Consider the following 22,751-nt stretch of genomic DNA (forward strand, 5'->3'; position numbering starts at 1 on the left):
CTGCAGACCCCAGCACGACTGGCACGTCGAATCCACCAGCAACAGCAAGGTAGGCGCGCAGACCAGTGCCGACGTCTAGCCTCACCGTCTGGCCTTCGGACACATCAATGACCGTGTGGGTGCGTATCCGCCGCTTGTCGACGAATACGTCGGCGTCGGTTCCCGTAAACACTAGGCGCGCAGGCCGTTCTGCGCGGAGCTGAAAGCCCCCGAACAGAATCTCAATGACGGGCGCATTATCGTCGTTGCCCAGCATGCGATTGGCGCGCCGGGTAGCGCCGAGATCGAATGCGCCGGATGGTCCCACGCCCAAGCCGGAATAGCCGTTGCGGCCGAGATCTTGGAAAGTTGCCTGTGGCCCGGTTTCTAGCACCTTTAGCATGTTTTCTCCTGGAATCGCACGGTATCGCCTGGGGTGAGCAGCGCTGGGTGCTCACGGTTGAGATCCCACATCCGCTCGTCGGTTCGACCGATCAATTGCCAACCCCCGGGTGAACTCTGCGGGTACACTGCAGAAAAACCACCGGCCAGTCCGACCGAACCAGCAGGGATCGAAGTACGTGGTTGGCTCCTGCGCGGAATCCCAGCGAATAATGCGGCATGTGGGCTGTCTGGATCTGGACGCAGGTATAAAAATCCCGGCGCGAATCCGGCAAAAGCCGCCGTCCAGGTGGTTTCGGTATGTGCTGTGATCAGCTCCTGAGGGTGCAGGTGCAATTCGTCGGCAAGCTCGGTGAGATCAGCGCCGTCGTAGGTCACCGCGATTGTGTGCGATTGGCCCGTTCCGGTTTTCGCAACCTCGTTGTTCAGCGCTGGCAGGGTGATGCCGCGTGGGTCGCGATTGAACACCACCAACAGGGTTTGTGCGGCCGGAATCAGGTCGACGATGCAGGGTAGTTTCTCTTGCTCTAATTGGGATTGATAAGCCAAAACTTGGCCGAGTGGGTCGGAGTGCTCGCTGAAATCAATGAGCACGCCGCGGTCACCGTAGGGGATTAGCATATGGCGATGCCCTCCTTTTTCAACGCTGTGATGATTGCTTCAACCATCTCTAAAGCCTTGCGGCTATCGCCGTGCACACAGATGGATTGACCGTTGACCAGAACCGGGTTGCCATTGACTGAATTAAAGGATTGCCCGGTAGCGATCGCTACAGCCTGCTTGACGACGGCATCGACGTCATCATGTACTGCACCAGGCTCTTTGCGTGGAACGAGGCGGCCTTCGTCGGTATATGCGCGGTCGGCAAAGGTTTCTTCGATGACCTCCAAGCCAGCAGCGCGGGCTTCACCCACGACGGGAGTTCCTGACATCGCCATGAGTTGAAGTTGCGGATCAACCGCGAGGATTCCGCCGATGACGGCTTCTGCCTGGTAGCTATCTGTTGCCATGCGGTTGTAGAGCGCTCCGTGGGGTTTCACGTAGCTGACTTCGGCGCCTACCACTGAAGCTGCGGCCTTGATGGCGCCGAGCTGGTAGACGGTTTCTGCGAGTAATTGTTCAGCATCGTAGTCGATGAACCTGCGACCGAAGCCTGCTAGGTCGCGGTATCCGATGTGTGCGCCGATGCGCACATCGCGCTCGTGGGCGGCTTTGATGGTATCGAGCAAGACCTTAGGATCACCGGCGTGAAAGCCGCAGGCAATATTGGCTGAACTAACCAGGTCTAACACGGCGTTGTCGTTGCCCATGGTCCAGTTACCGAAGCTTTCGCCAAGGTCACTATTGAGGTCGATGTGCAATGCAGTTGTTTGTGGTGCGGTGCTCATCGGTGCTTTCTCCTGGTTGTGGTGGTTAAGTTACGTTCCCGCAGGTGCAGTGGACGTCCGGATGCGGTGGACGTCTACGTGATACTAGCGGACGGGGAGTGAACGGGAATTGAGCTGGAGCGATTGATAATACCTTAGAAAACGAAGTCCCATACGCCGCCGAAGGAGCGGATAGCCAAGAACCATGCGACGACAACTCCGATGAATCCCAAAGCGATCAACCAACGTGGGTAGTTGTAGCCATAAAGCAGATCTTTCTGACGGAACATGGCGACGTAGATGATCATGGTGAAGCCGACTGGCAAAACTAGGCCGTTGAAGGCACCGGCGAACACCAACAAGGCTGCGGGTGCGGAGCCAATAAAGGCAAAGGTGGACGCTGATGCAATGATGAATACGATGGTGATGATGTTCTGGGCTTTTCTCAGGTCTGCCTTCTTCGGGATGATGAATGTCGCTGAAGTGTATGAGGCTCCGATGACCGAAGACAGGGCAGCAGCGAACAAGACTGCACCGAATGCGCGCATACCGAAGTCTCCGGCGGCTGCCTGGAATGCTTCGGCGGCAGGGTTGTCGTCGATATTGAGCGCGACACCGCCTGCGACGACTCCTAGAATCGCAAGAAAGAGTACGAAGCGCATGATTCCGGTCAGAACAATGGCGGTGACGGATGCTCGGGTGACAGCCTTGACGTTTTCTGGCCCAGTGGTGCCGGAATCAAGCATGCGGTGCGCACCTGCGTAGGTGATGTAGCCGCCGACGGTTCCGCCGACCAAGGTAGTGACAACGACCCAGTCGACGGTTTCTGGCCACACGGTTTGAGTAAGTGCGTCGCCGACAGGTGGCTGAGAGACGAATGCCACGTAGATCGTCAGAGCGAACATCAGAATGCCCAAGCCGACCAGGATCTTGTCGAGTGCGGCGCCAAGGCGCTGGAATAAAAAGATAACGATGGCAATGGCCGCGGTGATCAAGCCGCCGATTTTGGCATCGATGCCCAGCAGGGCATTTAACCCTAACCCGCCACCGGCGATATTGCCGATATTGAAGACGAAACCACCGATGCCGATCAGCGCGGTGAGAAGATAGCCCAAGCCGGGAAAGACGATATTGCCAAGTTCTTGTGCGCGTAACCCGGAAACTCCAATCACACGCCACACGTTCATCTGCACTGCAATATCGATGAGGATAGAGACCAGGATTGCGAAACCGAAGGCCGCAGCCAATTGGTTGGTAAAGACTGCTGTTTGGGTAAGGAAGCCGGGTCCGATGGCCGAGGTTGCCATGAGGAAGATGGCACCCATCAAAATACTGCGTGTGGAAGCGGTTGCAGCGGCTTGTTTCAAGCTCGGCTGTGGTGGATTGTTGCCCGAGGAGGAACCAGCCGATGCAGCAGCGTTGGTAGATGGTGACATGTTGACGTCCTTGCTGTGAGAAGTGGAGTGTGAAAAACCTAGCTAACGAGTGTGGTGTGGGACAGGTTATTAAGTGATTGTTGAACAACAATAACATAACTGTGCGTCAGCTCACGAAAACGACTGGAGGGACCTACTGCAAGGGTGATTTTTCGTTAAGTTGCCTGGGGCGGTTCAGTAGATAAAATAACTATGTATGATTGCTGATTCTTTGGCGCGTGAAATCACACAGCGCATCACGCGAGGGGATCTCCGCCCCGGCCAACGCTTGCCAGAAACCCGTTTAGCACAGCAATTAGAGTGCTCGCGTAACTCGTTACGCGAAGCGTTCCGTTTTCTGGCAAACGATGGTCTCGTTGTTCACATCCCGAATCGGGGCGTGTTCGTGCGTACGCTTAACGCCAAAGCAATCAATGAAATTTATACTTATCGCCGCATCGTGGAATGTGCCGCTGTAGCAGAGACTGATTTGGACTCAGTAGATCTGTCAAGCCTGGATACGATCATCACCGAAGCACGTCGAGCAGCAGAACATGATGATTGGCATGTTGTCGGTAGCCTCAATGCCCAAGTTCATCTTGAACTCGTGGCTTTAGCGGGCGTCGATCGTTTGGTAGAAGACATCCGTCCGGTCATCGCCCAAGCTCGGATCGCTTTCTTATCGCTTGCGCAGCGTGACATTCACGAACCATTTATTTCCCAGAACGAAGAAATCATTGAGCTATTGCGTGATAAGCGGCGCGATGAAGCTGTGAATGCCCTGCGAAATTTGCTGAATACGGCGCAACAACACGTTCTGGAGCGCCTAGAATCCTAGTTCCCGTTAGACTAGGTGCATGATGTTCCGACGCTATCGCCAAAACCGCCTGTTGCGGCAGCCGGACCCCTCGTTTCCAATCCTGAACCGCAAAGACGCTGATCAGCTTCGTTCGTCGTTGCGGCGACAACTGGCAGCTGAGGGCGCATCGATTCGATTCAACGGAACGGCAGCCACGATCGAGCACCCGCGCCGAGGACGCATGTCGGTGCGCCTGGATGATTTGGTGAACCAAGTAGCTAGCTCGCAGCATCCGAAGGCGATTCCGAATTTGGTGGCTTCGTTTGTGTCTGGCCTGGATAATGACACGTATGTGGATCAGCTTGATACCGCTGCGTTTTATTCACGGCTGCGCTTGCGGCTGGTCTCTACACGGGATCTGAGCGCTGAAGAACAACAGGTCGTTGATGCCGCAACATTGTTCGGGTTCACCAATGACACTTCTGCGACGATTGCATTGGATACAGCCTCGTCGATTCAGACCATTGCTTTAGAAAAACTTGCTGAGATCGATGATATTGATGCCTTAGAGCGTGCCGCGCGTACTAATCTGCGTGAAGAACTGCGTACGAGTGATATTGACGTGCAGTTTCATAATGGTCCGGATGAATCTCCTGGAGCTTCGGCGTGGACCTTCGAATCCAGCTCGCATTATTTAGGTTCGGCGCCCTTGCTACTTGAGGAATTCGTCGGCATGTGGGCACCGGAAATTGATACCACCAATGGTCTGTTGTTTTCGATGCCTACTCGCCATCTGCTGTTGGTGCGCGCCGTCACGGAGGGCACTGATTTGCTGGAAGGTATCTCACGGATGGCGCCGGTGGCTGCACAGATCGCGGATAGTGCAGAAACCACGGTCTCACCACTCGTGCACGTCTACGACGACGGTGAAATTACTACAATTTCTAATTGGACGCCGGGCAGCCACCAGATTGAGATCGCACCCAATGCCCACATCATGAACCAGTTGATCAAAGGCGGTTTTGATCCGCAGGCAGCTATCGAAGCTGGTGGCGGCGTGTGGGAGTCAGGCGAATTGCCACCCTTGCCGGAAGATTTTGAATTGCCTGATACCCCGGCTGCGATTGATGACGTTGATGATTCCTATAAGCGGGGCACCGGTTTTGATGGTCGCGATTCAAATGCGGATAGCGATGGCGGAAGCAATGGAAACAATAATCACGAAGACCGACGTCGGGATACTTAAGGGATAGCGAGTTTCCTTAACGTGATGCGTCGTTGGTAAACATGTGGCCGAAGAGAAAGAATCCGCAACCGAGAAATAACCCTGCCCGCGGTCGCAAAAATTGGGGTCTGCCCATCGGCGAAGCGAAGGCGCTGGAAACTGAACTACACATGACGCTCAGCGCTGCCGGTATCAGTATGCGCGCGACCGGGCAGACAATTCATCTGCGATGGCGTGAGGGGCACGAAACCAGTAGAGAGCTTGCACCGCTACTGGAACAGATTGCTGCTGGCCGGCCGCGAGCCGCGAGCGTCGATGAGTTCGTCGCCAGGATTATCCGCAGCGAGACTGATACCGTAGCGCGAGGCCTTAGCCTAGCGGATCTCTACCGGGGCGCATTTTTGCACCTCGATGCCAAACGCGGTGGTGAATGGGGAAGTTTCAGCTTTGATTTGGCACGCTACCTGGTGGTTGGTGGCGCAGGGAAATATTTGCGACTTCCCGCGTATAAGGTTCGGGAGATTGATGACGATATTCAGACGATCCTCGGCGTTGCCCGGCGTAATTTATTTGGAGCATTAGATGCTGCTGAGGTCGAAGTGCAGCGACGACGGAGTGGCCCAGGCGGGGCATACGCATATGTTTTGCGCAGCTCAAACCCGCATTGGAGTTCTGTGCCGTTGTTTGTGGAATGGTGCGTGCAAAGATTTATCCCCGGCGAGGACTTTCGCGCGGGGATACTATTCGCAGTGCCACAGCCTGACATGGTGTTGTTTCGTCCGGTGACTTATGGCAACGATCTTGCCGAAGGAATGGCTACGATGGCAGGCGCGGCTTTGGCCTTGTTCGCTACTGATGAGCGAGGCATTTCACCGCGCCTGCATGTGGCTGTAGATGATGAAGTTCATACGGTATCTGATGTGACCGATGACAGCTATATGCTTTACCCGACGGAGTACCTGCTCGCCCGGATCAAGGGTACTTAGCTAGCTTGGCTAGCTTGGCTACGGGGACAGTACTGTTCGGGTTACTGGCTTAGTCACGAACCCAGGCACCGATGACACCAGGAACGACGGGACGGCGTTCACCAAGCAATGCCTTCTGATTTCCTTCCCGCTCAATAGCCGTAGTTACTGCTTTTGCTCGATTAGGTTTCGAGCCAGAGTTTGCGCCTTGTCCCCCTTGACCCGGCGCTCCCATCATGGGAGTCATTCCACGCCCCAGATGTCCTGTTCCCGCACGTGACGAATTCCCCGTGGAGTTTCCGCTGTTGCTGCCATGTGCTTGCTGGTTACCGTGATGTCCGTTGGAACCATGTTGGCCGGAACTATTGTGTGCACCGTTATTGCTAGAGGCATTGTTTCCACCATTGCTTCCGTGTCCGCCGTAGCCGTTGTTTGTGCTGGTGCCGCCGGACTGACTAGACCCTCCCGAATGAGGAGCTGTACCGCCAGCACCAATTGGACGAGCAGAAAAATTCTCGCTTTGGTGAGCATTCATGGAACCGGGACTTGAAAGCCCAGTAGTTCCAACACCCCGGGCACCAACTCCCAATGGTGACGTGGCGTTGATACCGCTGCGACCGGTGCCATTTATGCCAGGAACCCCAGTACCCCCAAAACCAGTGCCTGCATGACCTGAAGTTATTCCTGGAGTACGGCCGATCGTAGTACCACCATTTGCGGGGGAGGAGGCCTGTGCACCGCGGGCTGTCAAAGGTGCAGACCCTGGGGCAGGCGTGACTGGCCGGCTGACTGCATGCCCACCACCACGGGGATTAGCTGCGTTAACGGTAGATGCATTTGGAACCGCCGTGCCTACGGTGCGTGATGGACCGAGACCAGCAGGGTTGCCAGCTCCCAGCACACGCGATGCACCAGCACCGGGTGTGGTTGTGGCAGGAGACATGCCAGAAAGACCTGAGTACCCGCGGGGCAGATTTGCTGGCGATCCGGTTGCAGCATTGACGGCATTAGCGATCCTAGGGTGTTGGGCATTTAATGCAGTTGTTGCTGCGGGCTGGGAAGCCAGATTAGCGGACGAAGCATGCGGAGCAGGATGGTGACCAGCAGCGGTAGCGTGAGCGGCATGTGTGCCGACATTCGCTACGGAGGCGGTGCCTTCATCTGCGGCTGCGAAAGTTGCCTGGTTAGATCCATAATCAGCGATTGCTTGCTGAACGTCGGTCGGAAGGCGCATTGCAGCACGAGCTTGCTCAGCGCCGGATTGAGCGTGGCCACCTTCCACAGCTTGGTTATCGCCTCCGCTCGCATTAGGTTGCGGAATGCTCAGTCCCAATAGGCGCGGCACCGCAACTTGGAGCGCAGCAGCGAATTGCGGTGGAAAAGAAGTTAGGTACGATTGCTCGATCGCCGCGCTCGCGCCGGGGTGCTGGTTAACGCGTAACGATTGCTGCACCAGGTTTGTAGTCTGTCGAGCTCCGTCGATGACTTGTACTAGGTTTTGGATGGTCCCGTTCATGATCTGAGAGTTTGCGTTCAGGACGCGCCCGGTATTAGCGAAGCTGCGTAACTTGTGGGCGCCGCCAGAAATTGCGTCGCCGTAGTTGTTTGATTCAAGCTCTGCTGCTACTTCTTCGAGACCGTCGGAAATTTCGGTTGCAGTTTGGCCGATGTGTTGCCACAGCTCTGCGTCATGATGAGCTGCGGAATCTACGGTTCCAGAGAAATAACTTGCTAGTAAATCAATGTCTGGAACATAGCCGATGACAGGGCTGTTGATCGCCACCGGTGCAGTCTTGTCGTCTGGCTCGGCTGCGGTGAAGAAATGCTCATTGGTGGCCGCCTGTGCACCGTGCATGTTGTCTAGGCTGCGAGCTATTTGATCGTCTTGCTCGTAGACTGCATCTGCGAGAGTATGCAGATTGTCTGCGGCCCAGGCGATTTTGTTTGCGAGTGCAGAAAATTCTTCCGCGGCAGAGCCCGGATTTCCAGCAAGCGTGCGACCGTGTTCTGCGGCGAGGAAGCCGAGTCCAGGAATTTGGGAAAACGCTTCGGAGAGCTGGCTTTTTGCGCTTATTTGGCTCTGCTGGAGTGCTGCTTTGCTGACAGATCGTAGCTTTTCTTCTGCACTTGCAAGCGAATTGATTGAAATTTCAATGCTCATTGAATCCCCCGAGTTATTTTGTAATCAGCCGATCGAAATATTCATGTGCTATGCGACAGTTGTCTTCAAACGTGCGGCCAGGTTCTATATTTGTATAGTCAACGTAAAGTCTTCCTTCCACTGTCTCAATTCCAACCGCACACCCATTACCATCTAGGAATCGATGTGCATGAAGGCCGGGAATCGATGAATTAAATGTGGGCGAAACGATTAATTGTTCTCTTTCAAGATCTAGAACGGACCCACGATCAATAGTAATTCCCAGCAATCCGTCGACTGGCTGCTGCGAAAATGATGGTTGAAGTTCCTTATCGATTTCTTTGAAGCACGTGCTGAACTTAAAACCATGGGACGCCGACGAAGGTCCATGGCTGTCTATTAGTCCGGCCCTCTGATATTGATTTTCGGAGATTAGATCACAAACACGAGGTAGTTCGAAATCCGGATCAGACGTATCGGCGGGGCCCCGCTCGGGAACCCAGTCTGCGAACTCAAACTTGGCGTCTGTGGTTGCGCTATTAAATTCCCCCTCACCGCTAGGTTTAGCATCGTGGTGCCCATCAGCATCATTGCTCAGCGCTGGATCGTGGCCAGACTGTGACTGGCTATTGGTCAGATGCGTGCTAGCAGCGTTGGAATTATCTGCCACGCTACAGCTGGAGGCCATGAACCCAGCTAGCGCCAGTGCACAACCAGCTCGATACCAGCTCATCTGTCTTCCTTTCCTAGTCCGTCGTACGGTTTGCGCTGCGAACTCGTTAGAAGGGGAGAGGCAGCACAAACCCATTGGACTGATTTGATTAACGGGAGGTTCCCACGAATTGAGAGAAAATGGATATTTTCTGGAACCCGTCTGAACAAGCGGAGAGCGCCCCAGATCAACACAAAGGTGAGATCCGGGGCGCTCTCGCTGTACAGACTCTATTAATTTATCTTTCACATCAGCCGGATTCCGGCCCACGCCCTCGAACAGTGACATCGATGACGCCCCCGAGGCCGGAATCCTGTCGCCTTTTGGAAAGTGCATCTTCCCAAAACACTTTCCGAGAGCACGCCGGCGATACGAGTTTTTGCTTCGTATCCACTGAATGGGTGGCCCCGACCGCAACCACTTTTCGGATCCTGTCTAATTTCAGACGAGATCCGAGAAATTGATGCAGCGTCTGCCTCGTGAGCGCTAGACGCGGTCACATCAACACAGATGTCGCCGTTAACCGAACTACCCCCAAAGCGGTTAACTCGTCTGCGCGTGGACGCGCCCGTAGCTGGCAAGAGGCCTGTGCAAATTAGCAGCATCAATATCCCCCGTACTTAGCCGGTGATTACAAACGTGCTCTCAGCGAATGATCAACCCGTGCTGACCTCTTCGCTGAAACTCATTGTGCATCAAAGCTGAGGATTTGTCTTGCAGGGCGCAGAAGACACAAACTAGATGATTGATCAACTATACTCGCTGGTAAGAGCGTTTTTACGTCAGTCTCGATTGCTAGTTCGACGCATTGTTCTTTGTCGAAACCTTCAAAATTCACAGTATTTATTTTGCAATTTAAACCACTAACTTTGTGTCGCTTGAGTCTCATAATCCAAGCGCAAAGATAAAAATTCTTCGGCGAAATAAGCCTATCCTGTGTGGCTCAAGTGGTTTAGGTCATTTCGGCTAAATCAAAGCTTGTAGAAATCTGAGAGTTCAATATACGTCAACTTGTTCGAATCTGCTGGATCGATCACAATTGAGTGTGAGGAATGTGGAATAAAATAGGGTAGAGCCATCTTGCCCCTATTTGGGGGAAGGTAAGGCTTGGGAACCCAGAAATTTAGCCCTTGCAAGTTCCGAGCAAGGGCTAAAAATGATCAAACCGAGGTCTATAAATTGATAAATCTGGGGGGATACCCGACTGGATTATGACTTCTTCACAACAGCTGGTTTCAGTGTCATTGCGCCAAAACCATCAATTTTGCAGTCGATGTTGTGGTCTTCCAGACCGGTTCCAGCGTCAAAATTCAGACGAATATTGCGAACCTTGGTGCCAGATTTCAATGGTTGCTGTGCACCTTTCACCTTGACCGTTTGTGTGATGGTGATGGAATCGCCGTCGGCAAGTTCATTACCCACGCTGTCTTTGATGACATTTGAGGTCTCAGTAGTACCATTCTCTGATTCGGTGCCGGGATTCCACTCGTGGGCACATTCCGGGCACACAAGCATTGGAGGCAATTCATAGGTGTATTCGCTGGTGCACTCAGGGCAAGCTGGCAAAGTCATTGCATCATAGTAGCGGTAAACCACGGTGGAGAAGAATTCTGCGTCAGCTCAGGCATCGCGTGTTCCGAGCGGCGCAATAACTGCCAACAAACAGTCGCTCCTGGGAAGACCAAACTCCAAGAGCTTCATCCGACAAGAAAACGCCCTAGGTAAATTCCTAGGGCGTCATAGTAGCGAGTTAGCTAATCAAAGGACTGCAGGCTCAGCCGCTGTCTTTCTCGCTGGAAATTCGATTAAAAGCGGTCGCGGTCCGTGTTCGCCATTGCCAGAACATCCAGGCGCTTGTCCAGCTCTTCCTCGGTGAGGTCGTCGCCAACAAAGCCCAGATCGATGACGGCTTCGCGGATGGTGATTTCCTTCGCCAGCGCGTGCTTGGCCACCTTAGCGGCGTTCTCGTAGCCGATAGCCGAGTTCAGTGGGGTCACGATCGATGGCGACGACTGTGCAGAAGTCTTCATCATTTCGCGGTTTGGCTCAATGTCGTCGATCAAACGCTCAGCACACACACGGGAGGTGTTCGCCAGCAGGCGAGCGGACTCTAGTACGTTGCGAGCCATCATCGGGATGAAGACGTTGAGCTCGAACTGTCCCTGGGTGCCGCCGAAGGATACCGCGGCGTCGTTGCCGATGACCTGCGCAGAAACCTGGGTAGCGGTCTCACAGAGAACCGGGTTGACCTTACCCGGCATGATGGATGAACCCGGCTGCAAATCAGCCAGACGAATTTCGCCCAGACCAGTCAGCGGGCCGGAACCCATCAGGCGGATGTCGTTGGTGATCTTGTACAGGGAACCAGCGATAACTTTCATCGCTCCCGAGAATTCCACCAGTGCGTCGCGGTTGGCCTGGGCCTCGAAGTGATCTACGGCTTCACGTAGTTCTTCCAGCCCGGTCAACTTCTTGAGCTCCTCGGTTACCTGCGCACCGAAGTCTGCAGAGGTGTTCAAGCCGGTACCAGTAGCGGTACCACCGATTGGCAGTTCACCGAGACGTGGCAACGTCGCCTTCACACGTTCAATTCCCAGCTCGATTTGGCGAGCGTAGCCACCGAATTCCTGGCCCAGGGTGACTGGTACGGCATCCATCAAGTGGGTGCGTCCCGACTTGACGACGTCTTTCCACTCTTTGGCCTTGTTCAGCAGAGAATCGTGCAGCTGCTGCAAGCCAGGGATCAGGTCTTTCACTGCAGCTTCGGTAGCGGCGACGTGAGTCGCGGTAGGGAAAGTATCATTCGAGGACTGTCCCATGTTGACATCGTCGTTCGGGTGCACCTCGGTGCCTGCTTGCTTAGCCAGGGAAGCGATGACCTCGTTGGTGTTCATGTTCGAGGAGGTACCCGAACCAGTCTGGAACACATCGATTGGGAACTCATCATCGTATTTACCAGAGGCGATATCTTTAGCTGCGGCGATGATGGCATCAGCTTTATCGGCATCTAGTGCACCGTTGTCTTTGTTAACCTGCGCGCATGCAGCTTTGAGCAGGCCCATGGCGCGGATCTGAGCGGATTCCAGACCACGGCCGGAAATAGGGAAGTTCTGTACAGCACGCTGGGTTTGTGCGCGCCACAAAGCGTTCTTTGGGACCTTCACTTCGCCCATCGTGTCGTGTTCGATGCGGTATTCTTGCTCGGTCATTATCTCACCTTCAAAGTAATGCTTGTCTTTGGTTAACGTGCAACTGTGCAGTTGTGCGCCGAGCCTAGCTAGCCGACGCTTACTACCAGTATTCCAGCGTCGCGGGATTATTTCCCGTCTAATTTGCTGCCGTAATCAATGACGGAATATTCCTGCAGCTTAGCCAGTTGGTGAATCGACTCGACATAGCGAGTAGTACCCGATTTCGAGCGCATGACTAGACTGCGGGTCACCGCACCGGCCGGGCGGTAGGAAACTCCGCGCACCATGTCTCCGTCGGTGACGCCGGTGGCCGCGAAGTAGCAGTTGTCGGACGAGACCAAATCATTGGTGGTCAGCACCTTGTCCAAGTCGTGTCCGGCAGCGCGGGCCTTTTCAGCCTCTTCTTCGCTTTGTGGCCACAGTTTGCCTTGGATCTCGCCACCCATGCATTTCATGGCACAGGCAGTAATGATGCCTTCTGGGGTTCCACCAATTCCCATCATCATGTCGACGCTGTTGGAGTCGTGAGATTGTGCAGCGGCAATCGCGCCCGCAACATCGCCGTCCATGATCAAACGAACTTTGGCGCCGGCTTCGCGGATTTCGGCGATGAGCTTTTCGTGGCGTGGGCGATCCAAAACCACGACGTTCATTTCGGCAACGGTGATGCCTTTAGCCTTGGCGACGGCGGCGATATTGTCGGCAACCGAGGCGTTGATGTCAATTGCGCCGCGGGCTTCTGGGCCAACGGCAATCTTGTTCATGTAAAACACTGCGGATGGGTCGAACATGGTGCCACGTTCGGCAGCAGCGATGACGGAAATCGCGTTGGGGCGACCTTCAGCCATCAAGCGTGTGCCATCAACGGGATCCACCGCAATATCGACCTGCGGGCCTTCACCCGTGCCGACGTTTTCGCCGTTGTAGAGCATCGGAGCTTCGTCCTTTTCACCCTCGCCAATCACCACGACGCCATCCATGTGCACTGAGTTAATCAGGCTACGCATGGCATCGACGGCGGCACCGTCGCCCTCATTTTTCTGACCACGACCAACCCAACGGCCCGAGGCCAAAGCGGCAGCTTCGGTCACACGGACTAATTCCATGGCGAGGTTGCGGTCAGGGATATACGAGGTGGGAGCGGACATGAATCCTCCTGAATCTAGCTTGGGCATAATCGTTGCTCCCATTGTTCCACTAATTCTTTGGCCTAGCCGTCGGGCGCACCCGAGATTTCGAAATCCAGCAGGCTCCAGCGGCGGATTACCACCCGAATGTGGGAAACATGCCATACTAAAGGGCGTGGCTGGCGAATCTAAAAAACCCGCAATTTTTCAGGGTGGCAGGGATATGGTTATCTCCGTCGCTGTCATCGTTATTGCCATGATCGTGGTGGTTGCACCGACTGGCTTGTGGTCGTATGGCCCTGGTGAACCAGAATTTGAACCAGTGCACGAGGTTGACCCGCAGGCGTTCATTGATAACGAAGCCCGTGCGAGTGCTTATGACATTTACTTCCCGGATGCACCGGAGGAATGGGTACCAAATTCTGCGCGGCGTAAGCTCATCGACGGGCAATCGTCGACAGTGGTCGGTTGGGTGACCGCAGAACGTGGTTTTATCCAGATCGCGCAAACCGATGTACCGCTCGAAAAAGCGATGCAGTCCTTCGACAGCAAATATCGGCCACTGGAAGATACCCAACAGGTTGCCGGGCGGGAGGTCATCGTGAAATCTTCTGATGACGATAGCGTGAGCCGGTTGTGGGGCGTGGACAAAGAAGGCACGACGTTGCTTTTCGACGGCGTCGCCTCAGATGCAGAATTCACCGAGATTATTGAAGCAACCCTGCAGGCAGCGGCATACCGACCTGTGTAATTACTGTAGCTTGAGCAACAGTCAGTAGAGTCAGCCCTTCGCCACAAAGACAGCGTTGAACTACACTTGGCTGCGAAGCAAACGCTTGTACTAAACGTTGTAGTACAACTCGAATTCTTTCGGCGTCGGGCCTGTGCGCAGCGGGATGATCTCTTTGTCATATTTCAGCTGGATATGTGAGTCGATGAGTTCATCGCTAAACACACCGGTGCGGGTTAAAAACTCGCGGTCCGTATCCAAAGCTTCCAAAGAACGCTCCAAGGAATACGGCACTCGCTCTACACTGCGGGAATTTTGGTGGGGCCGGTTGCTGCAGTGTGGGTTGCTGGCGGCTGCTGAAAGATCAAAATCTGCCGGAGCGCCAGGGTCAATCTTATTTTGGATCCCGTCTAAACCTGCGAGCAATTGTGCGGCAAAGCCTAAGTAGGGGTTGCCGGAAGGATCAGGTGCGCGGAATTCTAATCGTTTGGCAGCTGGGGTCTTGCCTGCGGCAGGAATCCGGATAGCTGCGGAACGATTCGATTCTGAATAAGCCAAATTGACCGGAGCTTCAAACCCGGAATACAACCGGCGGTAAGAATTAGCCGTCGGATTGGTAAAAGCCAACACCGCGCCCGCGTGCTTGAGTAAACCACCGATGTACCACAGAGCGATCTCTGAAAGGCCCGCATAGCCATCACCAGCAAAAAGTGGCTCGCCATTTTTCCACAACGACTGGTGTGCATGCATACCACAACCACCGTCGTTTTCTAATGGCTTGGGCATAAACGTTGCGGTCTGTCCCATCGATTCGGCAGTATTTTTAACGATGTACTTGAAGGTCTGTAAATCATCGCCTGCGCCCAGCAGTGTGTTGAATTTGTAGTTGATCTCCTGCACACCACCGGTGGCAATTTCGTGGTGAAATCGTTCCACCTCAAACCCGCATCCGCTCAAATGATGGGCGATCTCATCTCGGACGGCAATGGTTTTATCATAGGGAGCGACAGGGAAGTAACCGTCGCTGAGGTTGATTTGGTTACCACGGTTGGGCTCACCATTGATCATAGTTTTTTCGCCAGAACGCCACCAGCCCTCATCAGAATCGACATGGTGAAAGGCTGAATTCACTGCAGTGGAATAGCGCACCGAATCAAAGACAAAAAACTCTGCTTCGCAACCGATGTAGCAAGTATCAGCGATACCAGTTTTTCGTAGATATTCTTCTGCGCTCCGGGCGATACTGCGCGGATCGCGCGCGTAGGGAGTTTCGGCAGAATCTGGCTTGTGCACGAAAAACTTCATGTTTACCGTTTTGCGCGCGCGGAACGGATCAATATACGCGGTGGAAATATCCGGCCGTAGCAACATGTCAGACTCATCCACCGTCGCAAAGCCATCAATCGATGAACCATCGAAAGCGAATCCTTCCGCGGCGGATTCTTCCGTAAACGCGCTCGCAGGGATGGTCAATGCGTGCTCGATGCCCCGCAGATCGGTAAAACGCATGTCCAAATACTCAACAGAATGAGCTTTGAAAAAATCAAGAAGTTCGGTCACGGTAGTGACTGCCATATCTGCTCCTCGCAGAGAGTTTTGTGTACGGGGAAGAACCGCACTGGAATCTGGAGACAACCAGCACCAATCAGTAACAACCCCAGAAAATCGTCCTTGTTGCAGGATTATTTCAGTGCGGGAGTTTCCCACAGGTTGAGTGATTGCCCAATGCCTTTGTCCAGTGCATTCTGGTACACATCAGTGGCCCATGCGACATCCTCGACTGGCATTCCACCAACGGAATAGCAGAAGATCTGTTCGTCGTTTTCTCGTCCAGCAATCTTACCCGAGGCAATGTCTCCCATGTTGGAAATCTGGTCGGCATCCAACCGAGATTCATTGATCATGTCGTACCAGTGACTTCCGATGATGCCCAGTGACTTATAAGTTTGGCCAGGGCCGTTTTCGTGGAACCACTCGGCATACAAGCCCTCGTAATCCCAGACGAGCGTGCAATCGTCGGAGCGCAGGAAATCTTCATCCAAGCGCGCGGCAGCCGGGCACAACAACAAAGCGCCTGGCTTGATCCACTCTTTCTTGAAATACGGATACGCCTCAGGGCCGTCTGATGACGTGGTGGTTGCACCGATGCAGATATCGGAGCCCTCGATGGCTTCTTGCTCGGTATCAACGACGACGACCTCGACGTCGAAATTCTCCCGAATCCATTCTGCAGCCTTTTCCGTTGAACCCGCGCTGCGACCTTTCAACTTCACCTTGTTGATCGTTGGACGCTGCGAAATAGCCGAGCCGAGGATTGTTCGTGCCATCACACCGGGGCCGATGATGCCGACGGTTTCGGCATCTTTTAGCGCCAAATGCTTTACGCCAACTCCCGGCACCGCGCCGGTGCGGTAAGCAGAGAGCAAGTTGGCGGACATGATTGACAATGGAGCGCCGGTATCAGCGTCGTTAAGCACGAAAACGTGAATCGATCGTGGAAGTCCTTTGCCACGGTTTTCTGCATTCGAGCCGTACCATTTCACACCCGTGGTGCGGAAACGCCCGCCGAGATAGGCAGGCATTGCCATGAAGCGACGGTCTGGGCCATCAGTCGGCATCGAATCATGCTTGGGTTCGGCCGGGAAACTAATTTGCGCGCCGTGTGAGTTCGCAGAAGCACCTGCCATGCGGTAGTCGCCGTCGGCAAGCAGAATGAGTGTCTCTTCCATTGCTTCGACGCACTGCGCGAAGTCAGTGACTCCGGCGTCGATCATGTCTTGTTCTGAGAGATAGAGAAAGTCAATGCGTGGGGGATTTTTTGCGCTCACAGGCGTTCCTTTCGCTAGGTTTTAATTTTGAGATTCTGAGTTGTCGGTATTGTCGTTGTCGGTACCGCCGCTGTCGGTATCGTCGCCGGAGCTATTCTCCTTGCCAGCATGAGCATTCATTGCATCGTCGACACGTTTGCTTGCTCGGTCTAAATGCTCTTCGCATCGTTTAGCCAACGCTTCGCCACGTTCCCAGTATTTTAGTGACTCATCCAAACCCATTTGTCCGAGTTCTAAGATCTTGACGGTTTCGATGAGCTCATCACGTGCTTGCTCGTAGCTGAGATTTTCGATAGGAGTAGCCTCGCTTGGATTACCGGTGCCAAAGGAATTATTCATGGTGCAACCTTTCTGGTTAGTTATTGACTATTAATCAGCCCGCTGGGTTCCCATCCCGGCAGCAGTGATCGAACCGTCAGTGACACGGATGCGTAATTGTGAGCCTGGGGGAGACTGGTTGATATTGGTAACGACTTCGGGTTCGCCATCACGGGGTAAGACCTGCACGATGGCATATCCCCGCTCAAGAGTTGAAGCAGGCCCAAGTGCAGAAACCTGGCCACGTAGCGCAGAAACCCGTGCCATTTCTTGGCCGAGCACATGCCTAATTTCGCGACGAATCGATCCCACGGCAGTAGCAAGCTCATCGCGGCGAGTATTAATAGGCGTGCGCGGATCTGCCAAGACCGGTCGGGAGCGCAAAGCGTCGAGATTGTGGCGTTCACGTGCTACCCACTGGCCGATTGCTTGTGCCATGCGGTGTCGGGCTTCGTCGAGAAGCGCCCGTTCTTCGGCGACGTCGGGGACAACCCTTTTTGCAGCATCCGTAGGCGTGGCCGCACGAAGATCTGCGATATTATCCAAGATCGGCGAATCTGGCTCGTGGCCAATGGCAGAGACAACCGGGGTGGACGCGGCAGAGACTGCGCGCTGGAGAGCTTCATCTGAAAACGGCAGCAAATCTTCTACGCTGCCACCGCCACGAGCGATAATGATGACGTCGACGTCATCGTCGGCATCAAGGGTTTGCAGAGCATCAACCACTTGGCTTACGGCTTGCGTGCCTTGGACTGCTGTATTGATCACGCGGAAATTCACGGCTGGCCAACGATCACGTGCTACGGATAACACGTCACGCTCGGCGGCTGAACCACGACCGGTGATTAACCCGATGGTGCGCGGCAAATAGGGCAACGGCAGCTTCTTGGAGGCGTCGAAAAGACCCTCGGCGGCCAACGCTCGACGCAAGTTTTCGATGCGTGCGAGCAGTTCGCCGATGCCGACATGACGAATATCCGTGACCCATAATGAAAACGATCCCCGGCCAGCATAAAACGCAGGTTTGCCGTAGACGACTATGCGATCGCCATCTTTGATTGGGGTGGGGAGATTCTGCAGCAATTGGGTAGGAGCTGTCAGCGCTACCGACATCTCTTGGTTAACATCGCGCAGTGTGAGATAGGACAGCTTCCAGGACGGTTTCATGTTGATCTGCGTGAGCTGGCCTTCTACCCAGAGGTAGCCGAGGCGTTCTATCCAGCCTTTGATCTCAGTATTGACGGTGCTGACCGACCATGGATTCTCGAATGTTGCAGGTGGTCTACTCAACAACTATCCCTTCACTTCACGATGTTTGCTTGCGTATCCAGTGTGCCTCGGGTGCCCCTTTTTGCCGGTGGGGGACTGATGAGGAGCTAACTAGCTTTAGATTAAGCGTCGATTATCATGCTTAATGCTCGCCCATTGTACTGCTTGTTGACGTATTGGATACCCTGGAAGGCATGACTGAACAGGCTGTGCAAGAACCCAATGTTCTCCTTGCGGCACCCCGAGGCTATTGCGCCGGGGTGGATCGCGCCGTTGAGACGGTGGAAAAAGCCTTAGAAAAATACGGAGCCCCCATATACGTACGCAAAGAAATCGTGCACAACAAGTACGTGGTGCAATCGTTTGAAAAGCGTGGCGTAATTTTCGTTAATGAGGCAGAAGAGGCTCCGGAAGGTGCCCACCTGGTGTTTTCCGCCCACGGCATTTCGCCGGCCGTGCGCGCCGAGGCAACCGAGCGTAAACAATTGACGTTGGATGCGACTTGTCCGTTGGTGACGAAGGTGCACCGCGAGGCTGAGCGTTTCGCGCGAGACGGCTACCACATTTTGCTGGTTGGCCACGAAGGCCACGAAGAAGTGGAAGGAACCGCTGGGCATGCACCAGAGGTGACATATTTGGTCGATGGAGTTGGTGGCGTCGACAAGCTGCCTGATTTGCTTGCCGACAAAAAAATCGTCTGGCTTTCGCAAACGACGCTGTCTGTGACTGAGACCATGGAGATCGTCAACAAATTGCGCGAGCGCTTCCCGCATCTGGAAAACCCACCGAGCGATGACATTTGCTACGCGACGCAGAACCGGCAGGAATCAGTGCGTGCGATCGCCCCGCAGTGTGAGTTGGTGATCGTGGTTGGTTCGACGAACTCATCGAATTCGAAACGCTTAGTTGAGGTAGCTCTCGACGCTGGGTCTAAGGCGTCATACCTGGTTGATTTTGCGGATGAGATCAATGAAGAATGGCTCGACGGCGTCGAAACCGTCGGTGTTACCTGTGGTGCTTCGGTGCCGGAATTATTGGTACGAGAAGTCGTCGAATGGCTCGATGAACGTGGTTTTTCTCGAGTCAAAGAAATCACTACGACGACAGAAACGATCCAGTTCTCGTTACCTCGTGATTTGCGTCCAGCGCGAAACCGGAAAAAGCCAGCGCGTAGTTCAAGCTAATCTCTGCTGCTGCGACGTCGTTGCTGTGAGTATTGTGAAGAACTGGCGGTTTGTGCCCGTCGGCTAGCTGTCCGTGTGGGTTCAGCTGGCTGAGTGCTCGTCGCTGCGCTCCGTCCGGACTGGGTGAAATCAGCTTTGGAACGTGGAAGACGGGAAGAGCGCACGGGTGAACGAGTAGCGCCGTCGGCACGATTGCGGGCCATTAGCTCTTCTACGGTGACCCGGTTGGATTGTTCGCGGGCTCGCGTACTTGAACGCAGGTTGCGACGATCCGAGGCGCGATTGCGGCTTCGTTGCTGCCGACGGTTGCGCTCCGAAGTTCGAGCACGTCCACGTAACAAAAGCAGCCGCACGATTGCGATGCCTACCGTCAATACCGTGATGAGTGCTAGCGCCGGAAAATATTCAACGACGGGGTAGACCGAGGTCCATATCATCGTTCGCGAAGCCCAGGCAGCACCTTCCGGAGAATTAGCAATATTGTTTCCCCAGGACGTGAAGAACGCAAAAACCCCGAAAAATAACGGCAACGGGGAAACTGTTAAAAACAACGATTCTGGTTCCACAAGCAGTGTCACGAAGATGGCTGCAACAAAAAAGCACAGCAGAAACGGCCAACCTATGCCTTGCATGAGGATGCTGAGCAACAAACCTGTCACGCTGGCTGCAAGCACTAGTACGAGCGCAAGCGGCAACGACAGGCCTGTGAAACCTGGCGCGGGGGACCTTCGAGACTGGGTAGACACAATCGATTATCTTAGCCGAAGTTGGGGTCGCGAGAGTCTGCGACATCGTGGTTCGTTGGTGGGGTGGCAAGATCATCGCGTAGAAAATCCGCGGGGGCTTCGCCGCGAGTACTAGCGCCGATGCTGTTGGTGCCATTATTTTCTTGGGTGCTGGCGAATTCTTGTATGCCATCGATGCGAGTGTTGTCCGCGCTATGGCGTGCACGATGCGCAGCGTGATACGGCTTGACCGGTTGCTGTGAGCTAACACCCATTTCCGCTAAGCGGCGAGCTGAGACCATGACGCGCGAATCCAGCGAGGAAAGAGTGGAATTATAGGCCTCGACCGCTTTATCGAGGTTTCTTCCGACGCTGTTGTAATGCTCGCTGACGGTATTCAGGCGCGTATACAGCTGTCTACCCAATTCGTGGATCTCTTTGGCTTTATCTGAGAAATCCTCTTGTCGCCATCCCAAAGCCACTGTCCGCAAAAGTGCAAATAAGGTCGTTGGGGTAGCGATGACGATATTGCGGGCAAAGGCAAATTCCAGCAACTCAGGGTCGGTGTTGAGAGCAGAATCTAAAAATGGATCCGCTGGTACAAACAGCACGACGAATTCTGGGCTTGGCTGGAACGCATCGAGGTATGGTTTGGCCGATAAGTTGGCTACATGCGTGCGCAATAAATGTGCATGTCGACGCAAATATGCTGCATGTTCTTCGGGATCGTTGGTATCGAGTGCATCGAGATACGATGAAAATGGCACTTTGGCATCGACGATAATCTGTCTGCCACCGGCCAAGTGAATCACCATATCGGGGCGGACAATTTTTTCGCCTAATTTCGCGGATGCTTGCACGCTGAAATCGCAGTGTTCAACCATTCCACCTAGCTCAACGACCCGTTGCAGCTGTATTTCTCCCCACCGGCCGCGAACATTTGGGCTGCGTAAGGCATTAACTAGTTGATCAGTGCGTTCGTTTAACCGCGTCGAAGTGCGAGACAGTGCTTGGACTTGGCTCGTTAGCGATGCAGCAGTATGGCTGCGTTCGTTTTCCATGGCACGCAGCTGGCCGTCGATATTGTGAAGAGATCGCTCGACGACGGCGAGCGATTCCAGAGCCGGGGTGAGGGCAGGGTCTTGCTGGTGAACAGGCTGGGAAGGCTCGTCGGGCCGGGAAGGTACAGGGGCTTTCGTGGTGCGTAGACTGTCGTGCGCGAACCAGCCGAGCGCGATGCCCAGCACGAGCGCAACGATGACGGAAATGACGGCGGCTACAGAAAGAGTCATGTAATCGCTCTAGGATTCTTCGTTTCGTGTTTGTACAGATTTTTGTGCGGGGTCTTGTGCGGAATGAGATTTATTGTTTCCAGAAATCTTTTTCCACCATTGTGAGAACCGTTCGGTAGCCAAACGGTGTTCGTGACGCGTGGTTGCGTCGTCGGGGCGAGCGTCCAGGTCGATGTGCTTTTCGAGCTGGTCTTCGAGATCATCGTCAAGGTGGATCGCAGCTTCCTTGGTGTATTTCGCTGCGTCTTCATGTGCATGCGGCTGCGAGCTGCCATCTTGGCGCCAAGAACGACGAAGGCTGAGGCCATTATCTTCAGTGAATTTTGCTGCAAGCTTACCGGCAACGGTGACGGAAGTGATGTCGCGCGCACGGCGCTCACCTGATTCCAGGGTCAAAATGTCTTGCGCGTAGCGGTAGCACACCGCGACCATTGCAGCTACTGGTACGGCCAGGAACGCTCCGATGAGGTTGAACAATGCGGCACCTGTGATCACCGAAATCAATACGACGACGGGGTGCAGGTTCATTGCTCGGGCTTGGAACCATGGTGACAGGATGTTGCTTTCTATTTGTTGCACGGCAACCACGACGATCAGCACGATGACTGCCTCTGTGAAACCAAGGCTGACAAGGGCAATCAACGTCGACAAGGCGCCCGCGGTGATGGCACCGGCGAATGGAATGAATCCAGCCATAAAGGTGATGATCGCCAGTGCCAGTGCGAGGGGTACGCCGATGATGACCAGTCCCAGCCCAATGAAGACCGCGTCAATGAGTGACACCAGTGCTTGGGCTCGGATGAATCCACCGAGGGTGAGCCATGCGCGGGTGAGAAGCTCCGTCATGTGCCAACCGGTGCGGCGACCAGTTGCCCGGCGCAGCCACGGTAAGAATTTGTGGCCGTCTTTGAGGAAGAAAAACGTCAAAACCAAGACGACGAACAACGTGATGATCATCGAGGTGGCAGTTTCAATGCCAGCGAAAACTCCACCGACGATGGTGTCAGCTTGGTCTTGCATCCAGGTGAAGATTTCGTCGATGAAATTCGATAAATCTTCGCTATTGAGGTGCAGTGGTGGGCC

20 protein-coding genes and 1 pseudogene are annotated in these 22,751 nt (G+C 54.3%); 5 read left to right on the forward strand and 16 right to left on the reverse strand.

Annotated elements, in window-relative coordinates:
• The 4 genes and pseudogenes from RCH87_RS05685 to RCH87_RS05700 all read right to left on the reverse strand — a co-directional run.
• A pseudogene (locus RCH87_RS05685) lies at positions 1-382 on the reverse strand (allophanate hydrolase subunit 2 family protein); the annotation flags it as partial.
• On the reverse strand, positions 376-1,002 hold the full coding sequence (locus RCH87_RS05690; RefSeq protein ID WP_306515762.1) for an allophanate hydrolase subunit 1: 627 nt from the start codon (positions 1,000-1,002) through the stop codon (positions 376-378). The pseudogene RCH87_RS05685 and the gene RCH87_RS05690, both read right to left, overlap by 7 nt.
• On the reverse strand, positions 996-1,769 hold the full coding sequence (locus RCH87_RS05695; protein ID WP_306515763.1) for a 5-oxoprolinase subunit PxpA: 774 nt from the start codon (positions 1,767-1,769) through the stop codon (positions 996-998). The genes RCH87_RS05690 and RCH87_RS05695 overlap by 7 nt, the downstream gene beginning before the upstream one ends.
• 134 nt (positions 1,770-1,903) lie before the next feature.
• On the reverse strand, positions 1,904-3,073 hold the full coding sequence (locus RCH87_RS05700) for an NRAMP family divalent metal transporter (RefSeq protein ID WP_306515781.1): 1,170 nt from the start codon (positions 3,071-3,073) through the stop codon (positions 1,904-1,906).
• 307 nt (positions 3,074-3,380) lie between these two features.
• On the opposite strand from RCH87_RS05700, the gene RCH87_RS05705 reads away from it, so the two are divergent.
• From RCH87_RS05705 to RCH87_RS05715, 3 genes are read left to right on the forward strand one after another with little or no spacing between them, the layout of a single operon-like run.
• The gene (locus RCH87_RS05705) at positions 3,381-4,001 is read left to right on the forward strand and encodes a GntR family transcriptional regulator (RefSeq protein ID WP_306515764.1); all 621 of its coding nucleotides are present in this window, start codon (positions 3,381-3,383) and stop codon (positions 3,999-4,001) included.
• A gap of 19 nt (positions 4,002-4,020) precedes the next feature.
• Positions 4,021-5,208 carry a hypothetical protein gene (locus tag RCH87_RS05710; RefSeq protein ID WP_306515765.1) on the forward strand — a complete coding sequence of 396 codons (1,188 nt, stop codon included), beginning with the start codon at positions 4,021-4,023 and terminating at the stop codon, positions 5,206-5,208.
• 41 nt (positions 5,209-5,249) lie between these two features.
• Positions 5,250-6,173, forward strand: coding sequence for a hypothetical protein (locus RCH87_RS05715; protein WP_306515766.1), 924 nt, complete (start codon positions 5,250-5,252; stop codon positions 6,171-6,173).
• Between the two features lie 49 nt (positions 6,174-6,222).
• Here RCH87_RS05715 and RCH87_RS05720 read toward each other — a convergent pair whose 3' ends face one another.
• The 5 genes from RCH87_RS05720 to glpX all read right to left on the reverse strand — a co-directional run bounded on the left by RCH87_RS05720 (position 6,223) and on the right by glpX (position 13,343).
• Positions 6,223-8,313, reverse strand: coding sequence for a hypothetical protein (locus tag RCH87_RS05720; RefSeq protein ID WP_306515767.1), 2,091 nt, complete (start codon positions 8,311-8,313; stop codon positions 6,223-6,225).
• A gap of 13 nt (positions 8,314-8,326) precedes the next feature.
• Positions 8,327-8,962, reverse strand: a complete 636-nt coding sequence (locus tag RCH87_RS05725) for a hypothetical protein (protein WP_306515768.1) — start codon at positions 8,960-8,962, stop codon at positions 8,327-8,329.
• 1,251 nt (positions 8,963-10,213) lie between these two features.
• Positions 10,214-10,576 carry a zinc ribbon domain-containing protein YjdM gene (locus RCH87_RS05730; RefSeq protein WP_306515769.1) on the reverse strand — a complete coding sequence of 121 codons (363 nt, stop codon included), beginning with the start codon at positions 10,574-10,576 and terminating at the stop codon, positions 10,214-10,216.
• 233 nt (positions 10,577-10,809) lie between these two features.
• Positions 10,810-12,213 (reverse strand): class II fumarate hydratase, encoded by a 1,404-nt coding sequence (locus tag RCH87_RS05735; protein WP_306515770.1) that lies wholly within the window; start codon positions 12,211-12,213, stop codon positions 10,810-10,812.
• 107 nt (positions 12,214-12,320) lie between these two features.
• Positions 12,321-13,343 carry a class II fructose-bisphosphatase gene (glpX, locus tag RCH87_RS05740; protein WP_306515771.1) on the reverse strand — a complete coding sequence of 341 codons (1,023 nt, stop codon included), beginning with the start codon at positions 13,341-13,343 and terminating at the stop codon, positions 12,321-12,323.
• A gap of 154 nt (positions 13,344-13,497) precedes the next feature.
• Here glpX and RCH87_RS05745 point away from each other — a divergent pair, with 154 nt between their 5' ends.
• A complete protein-coding gene (locus RCH87_RS05745) occupies positions 13,498-14,073 on the forward strand; it encodes a DUF4245 domain-containing protein (protein WP_306515772.1) in 576 nt (191 codons plus the stop codon).
• Positions 14,074-14,163: 90 nt separating this feature from the next.
• Here the strand turns inward: RCH87_RS05745 and glnA are convergent, their stop codons facing one another.
• From glnA to xseA, 4 genes are all read right to left on the reverse strand, one after another.
• Entirely contained in the window at positions 14,164-15,627 is a 1,464-nt protein-coding gene (glnA, locus tag RCH87_RS05750; RefSeq protein WP_306515773.1) for a type I glutamate--ammonia ligase, read from the reverse strand.
• 107 nt (positions 15,628-15,734) lie between these two features.
• Positions 15,735-16,880: a tyramine oxidase subunit B gene (locus RCH87_RS05755; protein ID WP_306515774.1), complete on the reverse strand. Its 1,146-nt coding sequence runs from the start codon at positions 16,878-16,880 to the stop codon at positions 15,735-15,737.
• Between the two features lie 21 nt (positions 16,881-16,901).
• On the reverse strand, positions 16,902-17,219 hold the full coding sequence (locus RCH87_RS05760) for an exodeoxyribonuclease VII small subunit (protein WP_306515775.1): 318 nt from the start codon (positions 17,217-17,219) through the stop codon (positions 16,902-16,904).
• Between the two features lie 30 nt (positions 17,220-17,249).
• On the reverse strand, positions 17,250-18,488 hold the full coding sequence (gene xseA / locus RCH87_RS05765) for an exodeoxyribonuclease VII large subunit (RefSeq protein WP_306515776.1): 1,239 nt from the start codon (positions 18,486-18,488) through the stop codon (positions 17,250-17,252).
• 173 nt (positions 18,489-18,661) lie between these two features.
• Here xseA and RCH87_RS05770 point away from each other — a divergent pair, with 173 nt between their 5' ends.
• Positions 18,662-19,651: a 4-hydroxy-3-methylbut-2-enyl diphosphate reductase gene (locus RCH87_RS05770; RefSeq protein ID WP_306515777.1), complete on the forward strand. Its 990-nt coding sequence runs from the start codon at positions 18,662-18,664 to the stop codon at positions 19,649-19,651.
• On the opposite strand, the gene RCH87_RS05775 is transcribed toward RCH87_RS05770, so the two are convergent.
• From RCH87_RS05775 to RCH87_RS05785, 3 genes are all read right to left on the reverse strand, one after another.
• The gene (locus tag RCH87_RS05775; RefSeq protein ID WP_306515778.1) at positions 19,648-20,397 is read right to left on the reverse strand and encodes a DUF6542 domain-containing protein; all 750 of its coding nucleotides are present in this window, start codon (positions 20,395-20,397) and stop codon (positions 19,648-19,650) included. The two genes, RCH87_RS05770 and RCH87_RS05775, sit on opposite strands and share 4 nt — an antisense overlap.
• An 11-nt stretch (positions 20,398-20,408) precedes the next feature.
• A complete protein-coding gene (locus RCH87_RS05780) occupies positions 20,409-21,668 on the reverse strand; it encodes a DNA recombination protein RmuC (protein ID WP_306515779.1) in 1,260 nt (419 codons plus the stop codon).
• Positions 21,669-21,677: 9 nt separating this feature from the next.
• The coding region (locus RCH87_RS05785) for an AI-2E family transporter (protein WP_306515780.1) at positions 21,678-22,751 on the reverse strand (1,074 nt) is incomplete at its 5' end.

Source organism: Corynebacterium sp. (assembly GCF_030826625.1).
GTDB lineage: Bacteria > Actinomycetota > Actinomycetes > Mycobacteriales > Mycobacteriaceae > Corynebacterium.

What these genes read in the sequence shown, in the direction of transcription:
- RCH87_RS05690 (WP_306515762.1), bottom strand. Translation starts at nt 1,002, where the DNA reads ATGCTAATCCCCTACGGTGACCGCGGCGTGCTCATTGATTTCAGCGAG.
- RCH87_RS05770 (WP_306515777.1), top strand. Translation starts at nt 18,662, where the DNA reads ATGACTGAACAGGCTGTGCAAGAACCCAATGTTCTCCTTGCGGCACCC.
- RCH87_RS05780 (WP_306515779.1), bottom strand. Translation starts at nt 21,668, where the DNA reads ATGACTCTTTCTGTAGCCGCCGTCATTTCCGTCATCGTTGCGCTCGTG.
- RCH87_RS05705 (WP_306515764.1), top strand. Translation starts at nt 3,381, where the DNA reads ATGATTGCTGATTCTTTGGCGCGTGAAATCACACAGCGCATCACGCGA.
- RCH87_RS05710 (WP_306515765.1), top strand. Translation starts at nt 4,021, where the DNA reads ATGATGTTCCGACGCTATCGCCAAAACCGCCTGTTGCGGCAGCCGGAC.
- RCH87_RS05735 (WP_306515770.1), bottom strand. Translation starts at nt 12,213, where the DNA reads ATGACCGAGCAAGAATACCGCATCGAACACGACACGATGGGCGAAGTG.
- RCH87_RS05715 (WP_306515766.1), top strand. Translation starts at nt 5,250, where the DNA reads ATGTGGCCGAAGAGAAAGAATCCGCAACCGAGAAATAACCCTGCCCGC.
- RCH87_RS05720 (WP_306515767.1), bottom strand. Translation starts at nt 8,313, where the DNA reads ATGAGCATTGAAATTTCAATCAATTCGCTTGCAAGTGCAGAAGAAAAG.
- RCH87_RS05700 (WP_306515781.1), bottom strand. Translation starts at nt 3,073, where the DNA reads ATGGGTGCCATCTTCCTCATGGCAACCTCGGCCATCGGACCCGGCTTC.
- RCH87_RS05730 (WP_306515769.1), bottom strand. Translation starts at nt 10,576, where the DNA reads ATGACTTTGCCAGCTTGCCCTGAGTGCACCAGCGAATACACCTATGAA.
- RCH87_RS05695 (WP_306515763.1), bottom strand. Translation starts at nt 1,769, where the DNA reads ATGAGCACCGCACCACAAACAACTGCATTGCACATCGACCTCAATAGT.
- glpX (WP_306515771.1), bottom strand. Translation starts at nt 13,343, where the DNA reads ATGTCCGCTCCCACCTCGTATATCCCTGACCGCAACCTCGCCATGGAA.
- RCH87_RS05760 (WP_306515775.1), bottom strand. Translation starts at nt 17,219, where the DNA reads ATGAATAATTCCTTTGGCACCGGTAATCCAAGCGAGGCTACTCCTATC.
- glnA (WP_306515773.1), bottom strand. Translation starts at nt 15,627, where the DNA reads ATGGCAGTCACTACCGTGACCGAACTTCTTGATTTTTTCAAAGCTCAT.